At 48.5% G+C, this 19,312-nt stretch carries 12 protein-coding genes; 2 read left to right on the top strand and 10 right to left on the bottom strand.

Annotation, left to right across the window (positions count from 1 at the left end):
* Window positions 1–109 precede the first annotated feature (109 nt).
* From MKX76_RS23565 to MKX76_RS23540, 6 genes are all read right to left on the bottom strand, one after another.
* The gene (locus MKX76_RS23565; RefSeq protein WP_213616819.1) at window positions 110–1,057 is read right to left on the bottom strand and encodes a carbohydrate ABC transporter permease; all 948 of its coding nucleotides are present in this window, start codon (window positions 1,055–1,057) and stop codon (window positions 110–112) included.
* A 20-nt stretch (window positions 1,058–1,077) separates the two neighbouring features.
* Window positions 1,078–2,007, bottom strand: a complete 930-nt coding sequence (locus MKX76_RS23560) for an ABC transporter permease (protein ID WP_341034699.1) — start codon at window positions 2,005–2,007, stop codon at window positions 1,078–1,080.
* Window positions 2,008–2,277: 270 nt separating this feature from the next.
* Window positions 2,278–3,828, bottom strand: a complete 1,551-nt coding sequence (locus tag MKX76_RS23555; RefSeq protein WP_341034698.1) for a response regulator transcription factor — start codon at window positions 3,826–3,828, stop codon at window positions 2,278–2,280.
* On the bottom strand, window positions 3,825–5,687 hold the full coding sequence (locus MKX76_RS23550) for a sensor histidine kinase (protein WP_341034697.1): 1,863 nt from the start codon (window positions 5,685–5,687) through the stop codon (window positions 3,825–3,827). Before MKX76_RS23550 ends, MKX76_RS23555 begins: the two co-directional genes overlap by 4 nt.
* 309 nt (window positions 5,688–5,996) lie before the next feature.
* A complete protein-coding gene (locus tag MKX76_RS23545; RefSeq protein WP_341034696.1) occupies window positions 5,997–6,380 on the bottom strand; it encodes a hypothetical protein in 384 nt (127 codons plus the stop codon).
* Between the two features lie 349 nt (window positions 6,381–6,729).
* Complete coding sequence (locus MKX76_RS23540) at window positions 6,730–7,329, bottom strand: uracil-DNA glycosylase (RefSeq protein WP_341034695.1); 600 nt, start codon at window positions 7,327–7,329, stop codon at window positions 6,730–6,732.
* 225 nt (window positions 7,330–7,554) lie between these two features.
* Here MKX76_RS23540 and MKX76_RS23535 point away from each other — a divergent pair, with 225 nt between their 5' ends.
* Entirely contained in the window at window positions 7,555–10,188 is a 2,634-nt protein-coding gene (locus tag MKX76_RS23535; protein WP_341034694.1) for a family 16 glycosylhydrolase, read from the top strand.
* A gap of 220 nt (window positions 10,189–10,408) precedes the next feature.
* On the opposite strand, the gene MKX76_RS23530 is transcribed toward MKX76_RS23535, so the two are convergent.
* From MKX76_RS23530 to MKX76_RS23520, 3 genes are read right to left on the bottom strand one after another with little or no spacing between them, the layout of a single operon-like run.
* Complete coding sequence (locus MKX76_RS23530; RefSeq protein WP_341035073.1) at window positions 10,409–12,163, bottom strand: DUF2357 domain-containing protein; 1,755 nt, start codon at window positions 12,161–12,163, stop codon at window positions 10,409–10,411.
* Between the two features lie 49 nt (window positions 12,164–12,212).
* A complete protein-coding gene (locus MKX76_RS23525; protein ID WP_341034693.1) occupies window positions 12,213–14,213 on the bottom strand; it encodes an McrB family protein in 2,001 nt (666 codons plus the stop codon).
* An 11-nt stretch (window positions 14,214–14,224) separates the two neighbouring features.
* A complete protein-coding gene (locus MKX76_RS23520) occupies window positions 14,225–15,271 on the bottom strand; it encodes a hypothetical protein (RefSeq protein WP_341034692.1) in 1,047 nt (348 codons plus the stop codon).
* Between the two features lie 864 nt (window positions 15,272–16,135).
* Between MKX76_RS23520 and MKX76_RS23515 the strand changes: the two genes are divergently transcribed.
* Window positions 16,136–17,032, top strand: a complete 897-nt coding sequence (locus MKX76_RS23515) for an NAD(P)-dependent oxidoreductase (protein ID WP_341034691.1) — start codon at window positions 16,136–16,138, stop codon at window positions 17,030–17,032.
* An 84-nt stretch (window positions 17,033–17,116) separates the two neighbouring features.
* On the opposite strand, the gene MKX76_RS23510 is transcribed toward MKX76_RS23515, so the two are convergent.
* Complete coding sequence (locus MKX76_RS23510) at window positions 17,117–19,240, bottom strand: multicopper oxidase family protein (protein WP_341034690.1); 2,124 nt, start codon at window positions 19,238–19,240, stop codon at window positions 17,117–17,119.
* Window positions 19,241–19,312: the final 72 nt, after the last annotated feature.

Raw genomic sequence — 19,312 nt, 5'->3', positions numbered from 1 at the left:
TCCCCCTGTATCACTTAATGGTTAATGCTATATTGACACCGCTTACACACCTCAGACGTGAAAGCCGGATTACTCCGGCCGTGTGCGATGCGGGTACAACCTTATGAAATTAGCCTTTGACTGAGCCTACCGTCAGGCCCTGGACAAAATACCGCTGGAAGAACGGATACGCCATAACAATCGGCAGGGTCGCCAATACGACCATCGCCATTCTTACCGTCTCCGTCGGCAGGCTTGCTGCTGCGTCGAAGGAACCGATATTCTGCGCATTCTGCGTCAGAAAGTCCATGTTCTTCTCGATCTTCATCAGCATGAACTGCAGCGGCGGCGTCGCTTGTGGATCGTTATAATACAGCAAGGCGTTAAACCAGTCGTTCCAGTACCCCAGAGAGCTGAACAAACCAATGGTTGCAATCCCCGGGAGCGAAACCGGCAGCACGATTCGGATAAAGGTCAGAAACTCGCCGGCCCCATCGATTTTGGCGGACTCGATAATTTCATCCGGAATCGTCGTCTGGAAGAAAGTCCTCATGACAATGATGGAGAACGCGCTCAAGGATAAAGGAAAGATCAACGCCCAGATGGTGTTCTGCAGATGCAGGAACTGGGTCATCACGATATAACCAGGCACCATTCCGCCTGAGAACAGCATGGTGAAGAATGCAAGGAAGCTGAAGAAGCCTCTGAATTCAAAATTTCGACGGGACAATGCATAGGCATAAGTCGTAACCAATGCCAGACTCACCAGCGTCCCCAGCACCGTGATCAAAAGCGTTAAGCCGAATGAGGACAAAAGCTCGCTGCCCGTTTCGAAAATATATTCATACGCTGCCGTGCTGAACTGACTTGGCAACAGCCTGAAGCCTTCCGAAACCAGCGTCTGTTCGTCCGTCAGGGAAATAATAATAACAAATAGAAACGGAAAGATACAGGAAAACGAGAAGAGGCCGATCACGATATTGAAAATCGTATTCCACAATGGGGAGATGGCGTTATAGTCTCTCTTTCTTGAACGCTTTGCCGGCTGACCGGCAGGCTGCGTGGATAGCTGCGACATGATGGTGCACCTCCCTCGGATTAGAAGATCGCATGATCTTTTTCAATTTTACGAACGATATAGTTGGCAACCAGAATCAGAATCAAGCCTACAAATGATTGGTACAAGCCCGCTGCCGTACTCATGCCGATGTCTCCCATGTTCATCAGCCCGCGGTAGACGAAGGTATCGATGACGTTCGTAACCGGGTACAGCGCGCCCGAATCCTTCGGAAGCTGGTAGAACAATCCGAAATCGGAACGGAAGATGCCGCCGATTGCGAGTATGGTCAGGATAATCATAAGCGGCTTCAGCAGCGGAATCGTGATGTACCGCACCTGCTTCCACTTGCTGGCTCCGTCAATGACGGCCGCTTCATAATAAGACTTGTCGATCCCTGTAATAGCCGCAAGATAGATAACGCTGTTGTAGCCTACGCCTTTCCAGATGCCGACAAAAACGAGAATGAAGGGCCAATACTTCGCTTCCGAATACCAGCTGATCGGCTCTCCCCCGAAATACGTGATGATTTGATTGAGCGTCCCTTTGTCGACGCTAAGAAACGTGAACGCAAAATAACTAATGATAACCCACGACAAAAAATGCGGCAAAAACATGCCGGTCTGATATACCTTAGCCGTGCGCTTGTTGACAAGCTCGCTTAGCATGATCGCGAAGCCCACTGCAATGATCAAGCCTAGAATGATAAAAGCCAGGTTGTACAGAATCGTATTCCTTGTAATGATATAAGCATCATTGGTTGTAAACAGATATTCGAAGTTTTTGAACCCTACCCATTCGCTGTTGAGCACGCTGGCAAAAAAACCGTCCGGGCTAATGCGGAAGTCCTTAAAAGCGAGAACGGTACCGAACATAGGCAAGTAAGCAAAGATAAGAAACCATATGGTTCCGGGCAGGATCATCAGCAGCATAAACCGGTTGCGTATGACCTTTTTGATGAACCCCGACATGAGCACTCCTCCTCTTCCCTGTTAAATACAAGTGATGCGACTGCAGTAGAAGATCCCCATGATCTTTATCGATGCGCTATTCTATCACTTGCCCTTAACTACTATCATTGTGCCAAGTAAGCGCTATCGCGCTCAAGTTGAAAAATACTAGAACGGGATGGACAAATTAAAGAATCCCTTATAAGTGCGTGTTCAAAAAGTCGGGTTTTAACAAAAAACAGGCCGAGGGTTATAAGCCCTGAGCCTGTCGCAATTGGTTTCCCCGTCGATTTAGATCCGATACATGGATCTCATCTCGGTCGGAGATACGCCCGTATATTTTTTGAACTGTCTGTAAAAGTACGAGCTATCCGTATAACCTACGCTGAACGCAATATCCGCCGTCTTTTGATCGGTATGCAACAGGAGCTGCGTGGCTTTCTCGATGCGGTATTGGTTCAAATAATCCGAGAAGCTGGCGCCGACTTCCTGCTGAAACAGCTGGCCTAAATAATTCGGATGCATCTGCAGCCGCTGGCTCAGCGTCTTCAGGGAAAGCTCTTCCGGATAGTGATGCTGCACCTGCTCCACAAGAAACGAGACATGCGGGCTATAGCCCTGCTCCGCTTCTTCCAGGCGCGCAAGACTGCGTTCGACGATGCGCCATACATGATTGCGGAGCCCCTGGAGCGTATTAATCCGGTGCATTGGCGTAAATACCTCGCTGTAATCGGGGTTTTTCTCCATATCCTTCGCCGCAACCATCAGCTGGACTGCTGCATTCAAGCAGGTCTCCCGAGGGAGCATCGGTTCCCTGCTGTCACCGCCCAGAACGGACTCGATATAAGCCTGCAGGGAGGGAATGTCTCCTTCGATCAGCAGCTTCGCGAACGTGTCGGGACGAGCGGACGGCGAAGAAGCCTGAACGGCCTCCGGTTCCGCAGCCGGACTGTATAGGAGCATGTCATCTCCGGCAATCAGGCAGGCGTTGAAGAGGTCCTTCGCCTTCCTGTAGCTCGCTTGAATATCTTTGAAATCATTGAATCCTGCATTGCCTTCGGAGCACCAAATGCGCAAGCCCGTCAGCTCCCGCAGCCGGGCCATGGCATTTCTTATGCCCTCCCGCTCCGCGTCCCTCCGTTCATTCCTCGCGGCCGACATCACAACGATGTCGTCATCCGCATCAGGGAAACAGATTACCTCGTGGTCTCCCCCAAGCACTTCCGAAAAAGCCCGGCTGCATTCGTCGGCTAGGCTGGTCAAGCGATAGAGCTGGGACACCGGGCGCTCATCGGATATGAGCCGCAGAACATACACCTGGTAAGACGCATAATTGAGCGGAATTCCGAGAAGCTCAGCTCTCTGCTTTAATTCCGAGCTCTTGATATCGCCGTTAACCCACCGCTGCAAAATATTGCTGCGCAGGATCCTCCAATCCTCCTCGGAGCGAAAGCGGCTCAATTCCTCGCGCTCCCAATCGCCGCGGATATGCTTAATCGTCGCTTCCAGCTCCTCGATGCTGATCGGCTTCAGAATATAATTCTGAATGCCGAGCGTGATCCCCACCTTCACATATTCAAATTCTTCGTAACCGCTCAGCACAATGAATTTGGTGCGGGGATGCATTTCTTTTACCTTCTTGATCAGTTCCAGCCCGTTCATTCTGGGCATCATAATGTCCGTGATCAGCAGATCCACAGGATCTTCCCTTAGCCGCTCAAGCGCTTGCACCCCATCGTTGGCCGAACCTGACACATGCAGGTCATAATTCTGCCAATCCACGATGGTGGCCAATCCCTGTGCAATTAAAGGCTCGTCATCAACAAAAAACACCTTCCTCATGTCGTCTCCCCCTTGCGCAGCATCGGTATTTCCATGCGGACCTCGGTTCCCTGTCCTTCCGTGCTGTTGATGGTCACTCCGTAATCACTTCCGTAATTCAGCACGATTCGCTCGTGCACGTTCATCAGTCCGATCGAACGGTATCCCTTGTCGGGAGGCTGGAGAACCTTGTCCAGCGTGCTGCGGATTTGGGCCAGCTTTTCCTCCGGTATGCCCGTTCCGTTGTCGGATACGATGATGACGACCCGGTCCCCCGCCCGGCGGGCATGGACCGAAATTTTATTGTTGTCTTCCAGCGGACGGAATCCGTGAACGATATAGTTCTCCACGATCGGCTGGACCAGCAGCTTGATGATGCTGGCATTTTGGATCTCCGGATCCACCTCGATTTCCGTCTCCAGCCGTCCTTCATAGCGAATGCGGAACAAGTCGAGGTAAACGGAACACATGTCCATTTCCTCTTCAACGGTAACCACCGTGCTTTTTTTCACCATGTTCTTGAACATCACCGACAAGCTGTATATCATTTGCCCCACTTCCTTCGCGCCCACAAAGTACGCCTTCATGCGAATGGACTCGAGCGTATTGTATAGAAAATGGGGGTTGATCTGGGATTGCAGGGCAACCAGCTCCGCGTTTTTTTGCTTAATTTCCGAGGTATACATTTTATCGATATATTGCTCCAAACGGTCGCCCATGTCGTTAAACCGGCGGGAAATCTGCTGCAGCTCATCTTCGCCGGACATCTGAATGCGCGTCGACAGATCGCCTTCGCCGATCCGGTTCATCGAACGGATAATCCGCTGCACTTTCTTGGAGAACCTGCGAATGATCGTAACCGTGATCGCAAAACTGGCCGCTATAAACAGAAGGGTGACCAGAATCAGTCCCGTTCTTAAACTTTCCGTGCTTTCTTTGATCAGGGATTGCGACACAATCCCCACCACCGACAAGCCCGCATTGCTGACATTCAATATGTTCACTTTGGAGGGTTCATCCAGCTGCACCCAATCCCCGGCTTTTTCCTGCTCCAAACGGTAGGGGTAGGTTTGCCCGTAATACTCATCCTCCGAATCGTAAATGACCGTTCCCTGTGCATTCATCACCATAATCCGGCCTTTGACCGAAGCTCGGCTCTCCAGCCAGGATGAAATTTGCCGGGCGTCGAACTCCACATTCATCATCCCCACCCGATTCAGGGTCCAGGGGTCCTTCAGTTCTCTGGAATAGGAATACGATCTTGGACTGGAGCCTCCGGATGAACGCGAGGATTCGTTTGGAGGCATGGTATCCCAGCTGTGCTGCTCCCGGCGGGCAAACCAGGTCTCCCACTTGTTCTTGGAACCGGCATCATTATTCAACTGCTGGTTGGTCCGGCTGATATGCATGTAAAAATTGTTCGGATAGCTGTAGATCGAGACGCTTCTAGCGCTTGATTCCTGTTCCAGATAATTTCTTATCAAGGTATTGAAAGACCGTAATCGCTGCTCTCCTGCCCTGGTGTACAAATCCAGCCGGTATTTCAGGTAACTCTCATATTCGTGGTTTAGAAAATAGATCAGCTCATCGCTTAGCGTGGCATCTCCGTAAATCTGCTGAAATATATTCTGTATGCCTTCATACTGCCGGCTCAAATAAATGTTCAGCACATGCGCGGATTTGAGATTCGCATCGGTCTGCTCACGGAGTATGCGCTGTTCCTGGTATTGATAAACCAGCGTTGCCGCAATCGCAAACAGCACGATCATGACGGTTGAGTACAGCACGACGATTTTATTGAACATCTTTCGCTTCAAATGATTTAAATAGAATTGGCGCAGTCTGAAAATATGAAACACACCCTGTTCTATAATGGTCACTTCGGCACTCAGTGTACACCCTTTCCGTAAACCCGGCAATTGAAAATTGCATCGTCGGGAAGCTTAACTTTCATTCATGTAGCCAGATGCAGCAGAAACGCTTTCCTAGCGGGGGATGGATGACTGTGCAGAAAACGAGGAACGGCATTCGTTCTGACTATTGTAGGCCCGGGTGATCATGTAATGTGGTAGACAACCGGTGTCTGCTCCGGATTTAAGAGCGCACAATCTAATAAATCAGGGCCCTCTCATTCCTAAGAGGGCCCTAATTATATGGATGGTAAGGGATCGAGACTGTTCATTCGTTAATTAAGGTTTAATATAAACATCCGTAGCGTACCATTTCCCAGATTTTAATTTCAGACTTAACCTAACCGGCTCCCTGAATCCAAAATCCCCTTTTGAATAAAACTGATTTACATAAGCCTTTGATCTAAAAAAGAAATGCAATGGGAACACAAAACCGACATCATGAAATTTTCTATCGTACTCATAAGGCTTTGTCGTCATTTCACGTTCTACTGGGTTGATTTTTTGATATGTCGTAGTATTCATATAGTCCTTATAGTCAGCAGCCCCACTCATTGCTTTGACCAATATGATCTTAGTGTCATGGGAGATCCATGCGCCGACGGAAACATAAACAATTATGAATAAAATGATCAAAGAAATAGCATACCTTTTTCGTTTCATATCTAGCCCCTCCTGCCAAATTTCATGAAAAAAGCAGTACAAATGCTTGAACTGTACTGCTGTGCCGGACTACCGAATGTATCTTAAATAAGGAATTACACAAGTACATATATAAAAACACCCAAACCTAGAAAAAGGTTGCAAAGTTTATTAATACGCACTAATAGCCAGTCATGGCATTGTTATGCAAAACCAGTCAACTGGCTTAAGAGGACCGTCTCCGGGATAGATTCACGAAGTATCGAAAATGGGCCACCACCAATTTGGCGGGACCCTATCGCTATGAAATACAAGATTGACCTCAGCGCCGGATTTCCGAAGAGACCCTGCCACAAAAATGATGTAATACCTACCTCCCCCTGCCTCCCCTCTTCTCCCACTTCTCCCTCAAACCCTTCAAATCCTCGACAAAGAACCTTAGCAAATTGGGTCTCCTTCTTACGGCCAGCGGGTGATAGGTAAAGCCGATCGGGATTCCTTCAAACTCATGCCAGCTCCCCCGCAGCTCCTTAACGGTGGCGTTCTTCTTCTGCGGGAATAATCCTTCGACCACGACGTTCCCAAAGCCAAATAGTACGAGCGGCTGCTTCTGAAGGAGCTGCGCCTGCAGATGCGGCAGGCATGCTGCACGGGTGGCAGGCTTATCGTAAGCGCGGATTGGCCGGCGTTTCAGCAAATAAGTGACGTATACCGAGTGAATATCGATACCCGCTTCCCCCATGCCGAGTTGGAGGGTCTCCCGAGTCCCGCACAAGAACGGATTGCCTTCCCGGTCCTCCCGGGCTCCCGGATTATCCAAGATCATCATCAGCGAGCTATGCGGATCGCCTTCCCCCCAGATGACACGATTCCGCTGTTTGTACAGCTCGCAGCGCTCACAATGCCGCATATCCTCGGGCGCTTGCTCTTCCGGCAAGATGACACAGGAATGATCCATTTCCTTAGACATGCATATCCCTCCTTTCCGTTAACAAGCAATGGTTCCATTATGCCCACCTAAAGTTAAAACTTGACCTCTCCTATGGTTCGGACACCCGAAATAATGAGACCCTACCAAAAAAATCGTGCCTGTTCATCGGTTCATGATCTCCGATAGAATAAAGATGCTCACCGGTGTAAGCGTTTTCTGATATGCGTATAGACCGGGAGAATCCATGATTAAGGGAGGGTATTTATGAAGCGATCTTACACAACGGAGAGGCGGTTTAGGCACAAGGGACTGAGCTTGTTCTTGGCAGTCGTGTTGTTGGCCAGCATCGGACTGTGGCCGACGTCGAAGGTTCAGGCAGCCAAAGAGGCTGGAACCACCATTACCTCGATGTCTTACTTTTCCGCTGCAGACGGGCCAGTAATTACAAAATCAGGGGTCGGCCAAGCCAGCTACGGTTTTGTGATGCCGATCTTCAACGGAGGCGCCGCCACCTGGAATGATGTTGCCCAAGACTTGGGTGTGAAGGTGAAAGTGGGCGGCAGCTGGGTCGATATCGACAGTGTCAGCAGCTTTGTCTATAACCAGAACTGGGGTCACTGGAACGACGGCGGCTTTACCGGCTATTGGTTCACCCTCTCCGCAACAACGGAGATTCAGCTGCACTCTAAAGCGAATGGGGTGACGCTGGATTACAGGCTGGTCTTTCAAAACATCAACAAAACGACCATCACGGCGATGACCCCGACGCAAGGGCCGCAAATTACGGCAGGTTTTACGGGCGGTGCGGGCTTCACCTATCCGATCTTCAACAATGATCCAGCCATCACCTATGAAGCCGTCGCGGACGATTTGAAGGTGTATGTAAAGCCTGTCAACAGCAATGAATGGATCGATATTGACAACAATGCCGCCAGCGGCTGGATATACGATCAGAACTTCGGTCAATTCACCGATGGAGGCGGCGGCTACTGGTTTAACTTCACGGAGTCGATCAACGTCAAATTGGAATCGAAGACCTCTTCCGCTAACATCGTGTATACCATCACCTTTAACGAGCCCGTAAGAAATTCATATGTGCTTACGCCTTATGAAGGTACGACCTTTACAGCCGATGCGAGCGGCGCTATCGGGATTCCGCTGCCTAAGATTGATGGAGGAGCGCCAATCGGCACGGAGCTTGGCAATTTCGTATACCAGATTAACATCAACGGGCAGTGGGTGGATCTGGACAATTCAAGCCAGAGCGGATTTGTATACTCGGCGAACGGCTATAATAACATGTCCCCTGCCAATCAGTGGGGATATTGGGCCGATCATATCTACGGCCTGTGGTTCCAGCCGATCCAAGAGGACATGCAGATCCGTATCGGCTATCCATTAAACGGGCAGGCAGGTGGAAGCGTGGGCAGCAATTACGTTAACTATACCTTGATCGGGAATCCCGATGCTCCTCGTCCGGATATCACCGATCAGGAGGATATTCCGATTGGAACGCCAAGCGATCCGACCATCCAAGGCATGAATCTGATCTGGCAGGATGAGTTTAACGGGACGACGCTGGATAACAGCAAATGGAATTATGAAACAGGGTATTATCTCAATGATGATCCGAATACCTGGGGTTGGGGCAACTCGGAGCTGCAGCACTATACCAATAGTGCGCAGAATGTTTTTGTTCAGGACGGAAAGCTCAATATTCGAGCCTTAAACGAGCCAAAATCCTTCCCGCAGGATCCTAATCGGTATGCACAATACTCCTCCGGGAAGATAAACACCAAGGATCATTTTTCCCTCAAGTACGGTAGAGTGGACTTCCGTGCCAAGCTGCCTACCGGCAACGGCATCTGGCCTGCGCTCTGGATGCTTCCGCAGGATAATGTGTATGGAACATGGGCATCCTCCGGTGAGATCGATGTGATGGAAGCAAGAGGACGCTTGCCTGGCGTGACGAGCGGCGCCGTGCACTTCGGCGGGCAATGGCCGACGAACCGGCATCTTTCCGGCGAATACCACTTCCCGGAAGGGCAGACCTTTGCCAATGACTATCATGTCTATTCGGTCGTCTGGGAAGAAGACAATATTAAATGGTACGTAGACGGCAAGTACTTCTTTAAAGTGACCCGGGATCAATGGTATTCCGCAGCGGCGCCGAACAATCCGAATGCCCCGTTCGATCAGCCGTTCTACCTCATTATGAACCTGGCGATCGGCGGAACCTTCGACGGCGGCCGGACCCCAGATCCGTCCGATATCCCTGCAACGATGCAGGTGGACTATGTCCGGGTGTACAAAGAAGGGGACGGCGGCGGCCAAAATCCCGGAAACGTGCCCGTTACCGGTGTAACGGTGAATCCAAGTACGGCGCAGGTGAAAGTCGGACAAAGCGTTCAGCTAAACGCCAATGTAGCGCCTTCCAATGCAACGAATAAGCAGGTGACGTGGTCAGTTGCGAGCGGCGCCATTGCATCCGTAAGCCCGAGCGGTCTCGTAACCGGGCTCGCTGCAGGCACGACAACCGTCACGGCGACAACCGCCGACGGCAATAAAACCGCCAGCTCCACGATCACCGTTGTGCCGCCTCCTTCCACCGTCATCGTCATCGGCGATGAGGTGAAGGGATTGAAGAAAATCGGCGATGACCTGCTGTTCTATGTTAACGGCGCCACCTTTGCCGATTTGCATTATAAGGTCAATAACGGCGTGCAGCTGAACGTTGCCATGACCCCTACGGGGAACGGCAACTACACCTACCCTGTCAATCATCTAAAGCGTGGGGATACGGTAGAGTATTTCTTTACCTATAACCCAGGGCAAGGAGCACTGGATACCCCTTGGCAGACGTATGTGCATGGGGTGACGGAGGGGAGGGTGGAGTAGGGCAGGTATAACTGAGAGACCCCACCGCCTGCTCGGGTGATGCAAGTGTAGCTAATAAAAAAATCAGGGCCCCTCAAACATAAGGTGGCCCTTGATTTTACAGTTCTGTTTTTGAAAGAAACTATGTTGCCTAAAAAAGCTATTTACGAAGTACCGTTAATCGGTCTAATTCTTCATTGATAATAAACTCTCAGCTGTCTCATCCGTGCCCCAAATAAGATTACCCCAAACTTCCCATAAACCCCTCACTATCCATAAACAGTTGCTGAAGAATACGTCGGAACTCTCCAATCACATGTGCATTCGTATCTCCTGGATTAAGTGGAACCAATCGCAAATTGTGATCATCTGAGGAACTCGGACTCTCTTTACGTCCCTTTTTGACAGGGTAGAATGCCCATACTTCTGCTACTGGACTGAGTCGTTGTAACGGCTTACTATTGAGATTGTCTTCACCATAAAGGAAGTTGGAGCGACTATCGCTGTAAGCAATCAACTGGCTCATCTCACGGGTACGCGCTATTGTATTAACTCGGTCTTTTTCCCAGAAATTGCGTCTTGGGCGATACTTAAAGTCCATCATAATAGATCCGCAGTAAATCTCACTCTTATATACATCCAATCGTCCATCCGGACGGTTATACTGCTGTCGAACGTAGAGCGGGTGGACAAACATCTGCGTCTCTTTACTGGTTAAAGGAACAACACCATCGTATACGAAGTGTAGTTGAATGTCGCCCTTTTCCAAGATCACCCGCTCTCCAGCAGGTAAAGATGGGATTAACATTCCTTCTCCGTTAAAGTGTAAGTTGTAAATCCATCCTCGAACAGGATTAAACCCAAGCGTTTCCTCTAAAATTCGTAATAGTTCCACATAACCCCACATTTCATAGAGCTTATCTGTACGCTTCCATTGGTAAGAGTACAAAGGATCTAACGTAATCTCAAGCTCATCCTCTTGGAGTTCACGATAAAGCATATAGATTGAGCGATATCGCGCATCTTTTGTTAGTACATAAGGCACGGTAATTAGCGGCTTCTCACTCACCTGATCGTACCAGTGGGCAGAGGTGATGAGCTGGAAGCCGATCTTCATTCGCTGGACCATTTCCAAATAATTCTGTAGCTCATTATATACCTTACTCTTTTGCTCTAAAACGATCCTTGTACTGTCCTGAAACTCGAACGGCCGCAGCTGGTTGATCTCATCTAGCAGATCTACTGCATAGTGTTCAACGGAGATTACAAAGTCATTCAGCACGGTGATAAGATGCCTGACAATCTGCTTTATCCATATATTCTCGGGCATATCATAATCAATAGCACGCACGGGTACCTTAAGAAACCCCTTGATCTCAGGATGCTTTAACTGATGCCGAACCGTCACTTCATCAACGACGTTAGCCCGATCGGCCCTGGCAATTTCGTAAACCTTTCGAGTTCTAAAATTAACCTTTGTGTACAGATCACTAAGAGCGCCCATAACATTAGGGAAATGCTTTGAGATTATCATAAATTGCATCAATAACCGGGGCGGGAGCGATTTCCCCAGCTTCTGGCCTTTAGCAAACTGCTTGCTAATAAAATCAAGTGCCAATCCTCGGACAACATCCTCTAGCTGTTCCCTCATGAGGGTTAATTGCTCAGTTGAAAGCTGTTTCGGTTTAATAGCAAAGGGGGCATACCAAACCATTTCTTCACTCTCTACCCGAATCTGATACGTCCCTGGAATTAGGGGGTAATAATTTTTATTAAAGAGGGGAATGTTACCGTCATTTGGAAAGATGAATGCTTCCCCTTTCTCATCAAGCTCTACTCCTCGGTAAGGGATCGTTTCCAACCCGTACATATAGAGTCTGGCATTTTCATCGTTAGACGTAAAGTTGATCGTAATCTCAATATTTTCAACAAGTACCAGCGAAGGTTCGTCAATGTGCTCATAGAAACCCTGCTCATCATCGTAAAATCGGCGCACTTGTTCCAACTTATTTCCTAACTGAAAGGATAGTTCAAATGGGAGCGGACTATATAGTGTAGCCATTGATTTTCAACTCTTTCACTTTCTGAATCAGCACATCTCTTGTTTCAGTAAAATCAGAAATATCTTTATATTCGTCCAATCTCTCGAGGAGTTTACTACCTATCACCTCTCCGCTCGCATCAATCCTGCCAATCAACTCTTTCAGTAGCCCTTCTGGACCTCTTAACTTTGTAAGGATACGCTGCACCACTTGGATGTCCAAAGCATCCCTCTTTGATATGTAAGGATTCTCCAGCAAATTACGAATGTACATATCAATTTGACGAACCACGCGGGGACCAACGCCAAAGTTTTTATTTGACTCTTGAAGCGTCTGGTGGATGGTCCAAAAAAACTCAGCTTCCCGATCACTTAACGTAAAACCTTCCGTCTGACGGAATTTATTGTATTCTTCAAAGGTGTACGGCGTCTTCCGTCCCTGAGGTTTCCGTTCCTTTTGGCTCAAATATTTAAGCCCAGTATACGGCAATACATCCAGAGAAATTACATTAGCACGATCCAGAACCTTATCGGAGAAATGATATGTGGATTCGTCAATATTAACTGTCCCGACGAACATGATATTCTCTGGGATTGTAATAACAGGTTCATATTGAGCAGTATTATACAATCGACCAGTAAGATCGTCGTTGTAAAGTCGCAAGAAGCGCCGCTGTGGGTCCATCTCAAGGACAGATAGGAACTGAGAGAAATAATGCTCTACTCTAGCCAGGTTCATCTCATCAAAGCAAATCAGATATAGCTTGCTCTTTCGATTCTCTTCCTTCTGCGCTTGGATCAAGGTGTTTATCAGCCCGGAATCCCCTGGCCGATACACCATATTCATGGCATCTACATAACCAATCAGATCAGAATCGTCAGTCCAAGAGGGGCGCACAGGAATGATGACAAATTGATCGTCATCTAACCCAAGGGCACGCGCATAGGCCTGAACAAGCCTTGATTTTCCTGTTCCGCTCATTCCAGCGATTATGTTAAGCGTATTCGATTTCATGGAAGTGTGAAAATTGAATAGATCTTTTTCGGAGTACTGCAAGCCCATATCTCTAGTGATTTGAATGAAATGGTCCATAAACCGATACTCTTCGTTATCCATGTGGAACAAAGCATCTGTGCCTTCAACAGTTGATTCCTTCATCGTAATGGCTTGTGCTGATGGAACGAACTCTGATTGCTGTATCTCTACAGGTTTCTCAGGAACATCAACAGCCACTGCTGCGGAAACCTCAGAAGCAGCGTCGTCCAAGTTCTCAAGGGGAGTTGCTGCTTCCATATAGGTGCTCATGTTCTGATAGATGCCTAGCGGCAAAAACATGAGTGTCGGGTTCTCCGGCGTCCCGTAGCAATCCTCTAACCAGTCGTCCTCAAACTCTCGAATCTTTAGCTGCCCGGCTATATTCAGGCAGTACCCACCATGGGCATACTGGTGTTTATCGAATTCCCCAATAATGCTATATTTATCTCCCTGCTTCCACAGAACAAATTGCGGAGTATCATTCGCTTCCGTTGAAATGCTTTCAATTCTACCTATAAACTTATTGTTCAATATTTTATGAATAAGATCGTCAAAAGAAACATCATGTCTTTCCTCACTAAACACAGGAACAGGAATGAATGTAGTACCATGAACATAACTGTCCGACTTTCGTATCAGACGTACCTCTTTACCCACATAGATCTCGTTGTGATTCGGTAGGACCCTCTTCTGCGGTCGGAATATGAGCATGTAATCGTTTAAAAAGCGCTCCAGCTTCTCTTTCCGCTCATCATCGGGCCTATAGTAATCATCTTCAAAACCGTATCGAACTAGGTCGCTAGAATAAAAAGTAAATAGATTTACATTCGGGAACCCATAGGGGGTATCAGATATTAATTTCACAAAAAATTGCAGGGAGTTTTGAGAGTTAATGATAATAGGCCGTTTCTGTAAATCTTCCTCCGTTGCTAATAGGCCTACAAAATCTACATTCCAGTCTTTGTTCATGCGACACTACCTCACCTTTTATTAATGTGTGCTTGGAGTTCTACCAATGTTGCAAATTCTTTAAAATTGTTGTTTGTAAAAGTGTTTCGTAGTTTTCGTTGCTTTTGCGGGGAAATTTGAAAGGATAACATCCAGACCTCTTCAGCTTGGGAGCCACGTTGAAGGAAGTCCTCAATTTGGCTGTTCCCCACCAATTCAACATCGTATTTTGATGTTTGTAAAATATTTTTGTTGACACCTTCTCCTAACAGAACGACCTTTATTTTATTTGGAGCCGGGTCTTCTAGTGTTAGCAAATTATTATCTGCTACCCTCTTCGTCACTATCTGTTGGGTCAGTCGTTTAACCTCTTCTTGAAGCTTAGCTACCTTATCCTTTAACTCGACAATAGCAGCCTCCTTTTCCATAATTTGTTCCCCTTTGTTTTCCACTTCTGTTTTTAGTCTTTTTATTTCCTCTGTGTAGGTCTTTCGTTCCTTTTTCCATTCTTGTACCTCTGCCTTTCTTTTCTCTCGTAGCTCATTTAATGTTACGTCTAGTTGAACTATTTTCTCCTTTTCCTGGGAAAGACATTCTATCAGCTCTTCACCGTTCGATTCTGCAGGAGCAACCGTCTCTGTCCCTCCCCCCTGATTTGGGACAGAGTCCCTTCGGGGCTCATAATGGGCAAGGTTTCCTTGATCTCGAATTGAGGCAAAAAGCGATTCTGCAAGTGTAGCCTGTTCCGTTTCCCCCGTTACGAGAGCAACAAGGACATCTGCCATTCTGAGTTTTTTAGTAGCAATCAGTCCCAAGAGCTCGTCCTGATTTTTCAGTCGTAGGTCTTTTACGACATTTTCGGTTAACATTTTGTTGATATGCTCTCGAAGACCCTTCTTTAACCTCACAGCCTTAGTTTTTTTCAGTAATTCGTTAATTACTTGTGGTCGTATTTGTTTAATATTGTTTCTTGTGATCTCTCGAAAGCCTTTTACTTTACATGCTGTTGCGATGGCTAGATCGTATAATATAGCCTCTTCTTGTTGGGTCAGTACCCATTTCATCATTACTTTGTTCATATTTCCATGCACCTCTTTAATTAGGCCCTATAATTGTCCCATACTTTAGGATACCTCTTGTAGGAGTAGAACTCTAGTACTAATAACGAGAGAAAAGGAAAATGAATCGTGAATTTGCAATGGGTCCAGCTGCTGTCCACTAGTACCGCTGAATCACGCGCTACCTCAATTCAACTTCGGGAATAAGTGGTGCTGCATTTGGAAGCCTTTATAGCGTTCTGGTCCGTTGCTTAATAAAATCCTTGGAGGACATTTGCCTATCGGGGCACCCTTAAGTACTACCCGGTTGATTAACGAAGAGGGTTCGTGAGGAGGACTTTGAAGCGTTCTTCTGGTGAAGATGCGATAAAAGAGCAAACTCTTCTTGACCTGACATATTCACCTCAATCATCCTACGGGGATCATTGATTCCAATGGCGTGTATTTGTTTTACACGTCCTGGAGATCGGTTTCTTTTATTAATTCCTCGGTATAGAGCTCATTATAATGGCTTGCTTCTTCCCTTCACTTAGAGAGGTCTATTTGGAGTAAGGATGTACTGCATACTGCCGCCAAGCTTATCTCTACAACCACCAAGTTTTCAACAAACTCAAACAACCTGAGCCCAAATATAAATACCGGACTCAGGTTGTTTATTTTTGCATGTCAACTTAACAGGGGTCAGTTCAATAAGAGGGCCTATACGACACGGCCGCACCCGATCGTCAAGCACATCAGCTATCAATGAATTTAATCTTGACCTTCTCATTAGTGGCATACTTTAGAAATCGATCCGAAGGCAATATTCCTTCAAATATGAGGGGAACCAGTATGGCATCATCGTTGGTTCTGGCTTGTTGTGATTAACGAAAGGAGCGAAAGGAAATGAACAAAAAGATTAATCAGGACCCTACAGCGGTTTCGATCATCGGCCTTGGAAACATGGGAGTGGCACTTGCAGAAGTTTTCCTTAAAGGCGGTCACCCTACAACCGTATGGAACCGCTCGGCGAATAAAGCCGATGGACTGGTTGCAAAAGGTGCTGCGCTTGCGGCTACCTTCGCTGATGCGGTAGCAGCTAGTCCGGTGGTGATCATATGCCTATCCACTTACGAAGTTATGCATGAACAGCTCTCCTCACTTACCGATGAACTTTCCGGTCGAGTCCTTGTCAACCTCACAAGTGGAACTCCAGACCAAGCCCGTAACACAGCCATCTGGGCGGCTGAGCTAAAAGTCGAATATCTAGACGGAGCCATCATGGCTGTTCCCCAGTTAATCGGGCTCCCGGAAACTCTTATCTTCTACGGAGGCTCCAAGACTCTCTTTGAAGCTCACGCGCCGCTGTTACGGGTTTTGGTAGGCAATGCGACTTATCTGGGCGATGATCATGGTCTCCCATTATTGTACGATCTGGCACTGCTCACCATGCTTTATGGATCCGTGTACGGATACCTCCATGCGCACGCCTTCTTGAGTACAGCGAACATCTCGCCGACAGAATTCCTCCCATTTGCAACCAATATGGTGAACCATGTGATTGCCCCAAGTATAACCAGCCCCGATAGCGCGCGTGCAATCGAGGAGCGGAATTACGCGACCGACGTATCCAACCTGAATACCAACAAACTAGGACTGGAACACATTATTCGCGCCAGCAATGAGCTGGATATCCCGGCAGAGTGGTTAAAGCCCCTGCACGCTATTGCTGCGCAGCAAGTCGCTGAAGGCTACGGCAATGATGCATTTGAAAGAGTCTTCGAGGCTTTGCGGAAATCCTGATGGGCCAATCATCCAAATACAGGAAGAAGAGGATTCTGTTTCATACAGAATTCTCTTCTTCTCTCATTGGATTGGTTCCATTCCCTAATCCGGTATATTTCCTGACCGTGTCCCTACCTCATAAGAAGGAAGCACATGATCATACATGAGATGCAGCGTCATCCCGACCGCCGCATGATCGAGGTTATGGCAGTGGTCCATCCACATGCCCGGATTATCCGCGATAAATGCGACCTCATACGATTCGCCCGGCATGACGTTTAACGTATCGGTCAGCCACGGCGTGGCCACCTTCTTGCCGTTCTTCTTCAACACCGTCATATGATGCCCGTGCAGGTGCATCGGATGCTCGCCCAAGCTTCGATTTACGAACGTTGTTTTGACCCTGTCGCCCTCTTTGACGACGAAGGTTGGAACCCGGGGATACACCTCCCCGTTGATCGTCCATAGGAAATTAATCTGGCCGTTGTAAAATCCCATTCTGTTGCCGAGAATCATATGGAATTCCCGATCGAATGGGTCCGTAGCCGTAACCTCATTCATGACGGGCTTCCCGTAATCAGACGGGTCAAACTCCGCCGATTCGGGCTGAAAGACCGGTCTCTCTGGTCGGCTCCCTGCATAAAACACGATGCCCGGATTGCTCTCGTTCTTGGCATCGCCGAGTTTCAAGAAGACCGGACGATCCGGCATCGTGAAGACCACGTTGTATCGGCCGCCGGCCCCGAGCCGAAAAGCCGTTTGGTCGGACAAGGGCTGGGGGGCTTGAATCCGCATGCCGTCGATACTGGTGATTCGGAATTCGGTACCTTGAAGCAGGAATTTCTCCGAATAGTTATATGCATTGATGATTCGCAGCTTCACGGTATCCCCCTGCTTCACCTGCTTCCACTGGAACTCGTCTTGGCTTCCAAATGCTTTTAGGTATCCTCGGTCGGTCTCCCATCGATGGTTAATCAAGGTTATCTCTTCATCAAAACTTTCCGTTTCCTGTTTCGGCTCGACGATCAGGGTGCCAAACAGCCCTCTCACCACTTGCTCCGCCGCTTGCTGATGCGAGTGAAACCAGTAGGTTCCTTCCTGATTGGCCCGAAACTTGTAAGTGAATGATTGCCCGGGCTTGACGACATTTTGTGTCATCCCCGGCACGCCGTCCATCGCGTTCGGCACGTTATACCCATGCCAATGAATGGTGACGCCGCGATCGATATCTTGATTGACCAGCTTCACTTCTATCATCTCGCCTTGCTTTACCCTAAGCTCAGGTGCGATCTCTCCGTTATACGTCCAGGCATCGATAACTGCCCCGGAAGCGAGTGTCACCTTCTTCCGCTGGGCCACAAGCTCGAATCTCCGATCGGCGGGCTGCGAAATATCCCCTGTCAGCGAAGCTACTTCGACTTGGCTGGGATCGGCCGAAGCCGACGCATGATGTGCTTGATGCTGCTGATGATTGGAGCTTCCCGACATAAGAGTAGAGGCGCCGCCTCCCTCGTCAATCCAGTCGTGATTCATCATGTCGGAGGCTTCCGGCAGCTTGGAGACCTGGACTCCGACCAGTACGTTGGCAACCAGAAGGGTGATAGCCACCATGGCCGTAAGCAGACCTGCCGATACAAAGCTTATAAGCCTGGCACCAAGCCCGCGCCGAAGTGGTTTCCCCTGCTTCAACTTCAAGTACCTTCTGTTTGCAAAAATCGCCGGCACAAGCAACAGGAGCGCAACCAGCAAGTAGCGGGAGCCGATCTGAGATAGGCTGGGCAGAACCGGTTGGACGAAGAACGTACTGAGCGCGGAGATGCCGGATACGAGCGCAGCCGCTAAAAAGGATATTGATATGGAAGGATGGGCCGCAGCTTCCCGTGCCGCTGGCGTCATCGGCTTTTCGCCGGAATTCCTGAACCTTTGTAACCGAGGAAGAATGTCGCCCGCGATATACAACTGAGGCACCAGCGTCAGCGGGATCAGCATTTTGACCGTCCCTTCGACAAACAACCAGCCGTCCTTGATAAACTGGAGGATAATCGCTCCGTACCAAGCAGTGCTCAGTACCAGGGCAGTACCAGCCACCCAGAAAAGGAATGTGCTCCGTTGGTCCAAGCTTTGGCTGGTCTTGGCGTAGGGAAGGGCCGCTGCCGCAATGGCGGCGATTCCCCACAACAGGGTCATAACGACCGTAATGATGATGCTGAATATGGTTTCGAACATGCTGTTCACTCCTTTTAACCGGGGGCTTCGTAAGCCTCACGCCCGGTATCCTTTTCTTGATGGTTGACCTGT

Origin of the sequence: Paenibacillus sp. FSL R5-0810 (assembly GCF_038002285.1) — a bacterium.
GTDB classification, from domain to species: domain Bacteria; phylum Bacillota; class Bacilli; order Paenibacillales; family Paenibacillaceae; genus Paenibacillus_AQ; species Paenibacillus_AQ lactis.
The sequence above is the reverse complement of the archived record's forward strand: the minus strand, read 5'-3'. Positions and strand labels throughout refer to the sequence as shown.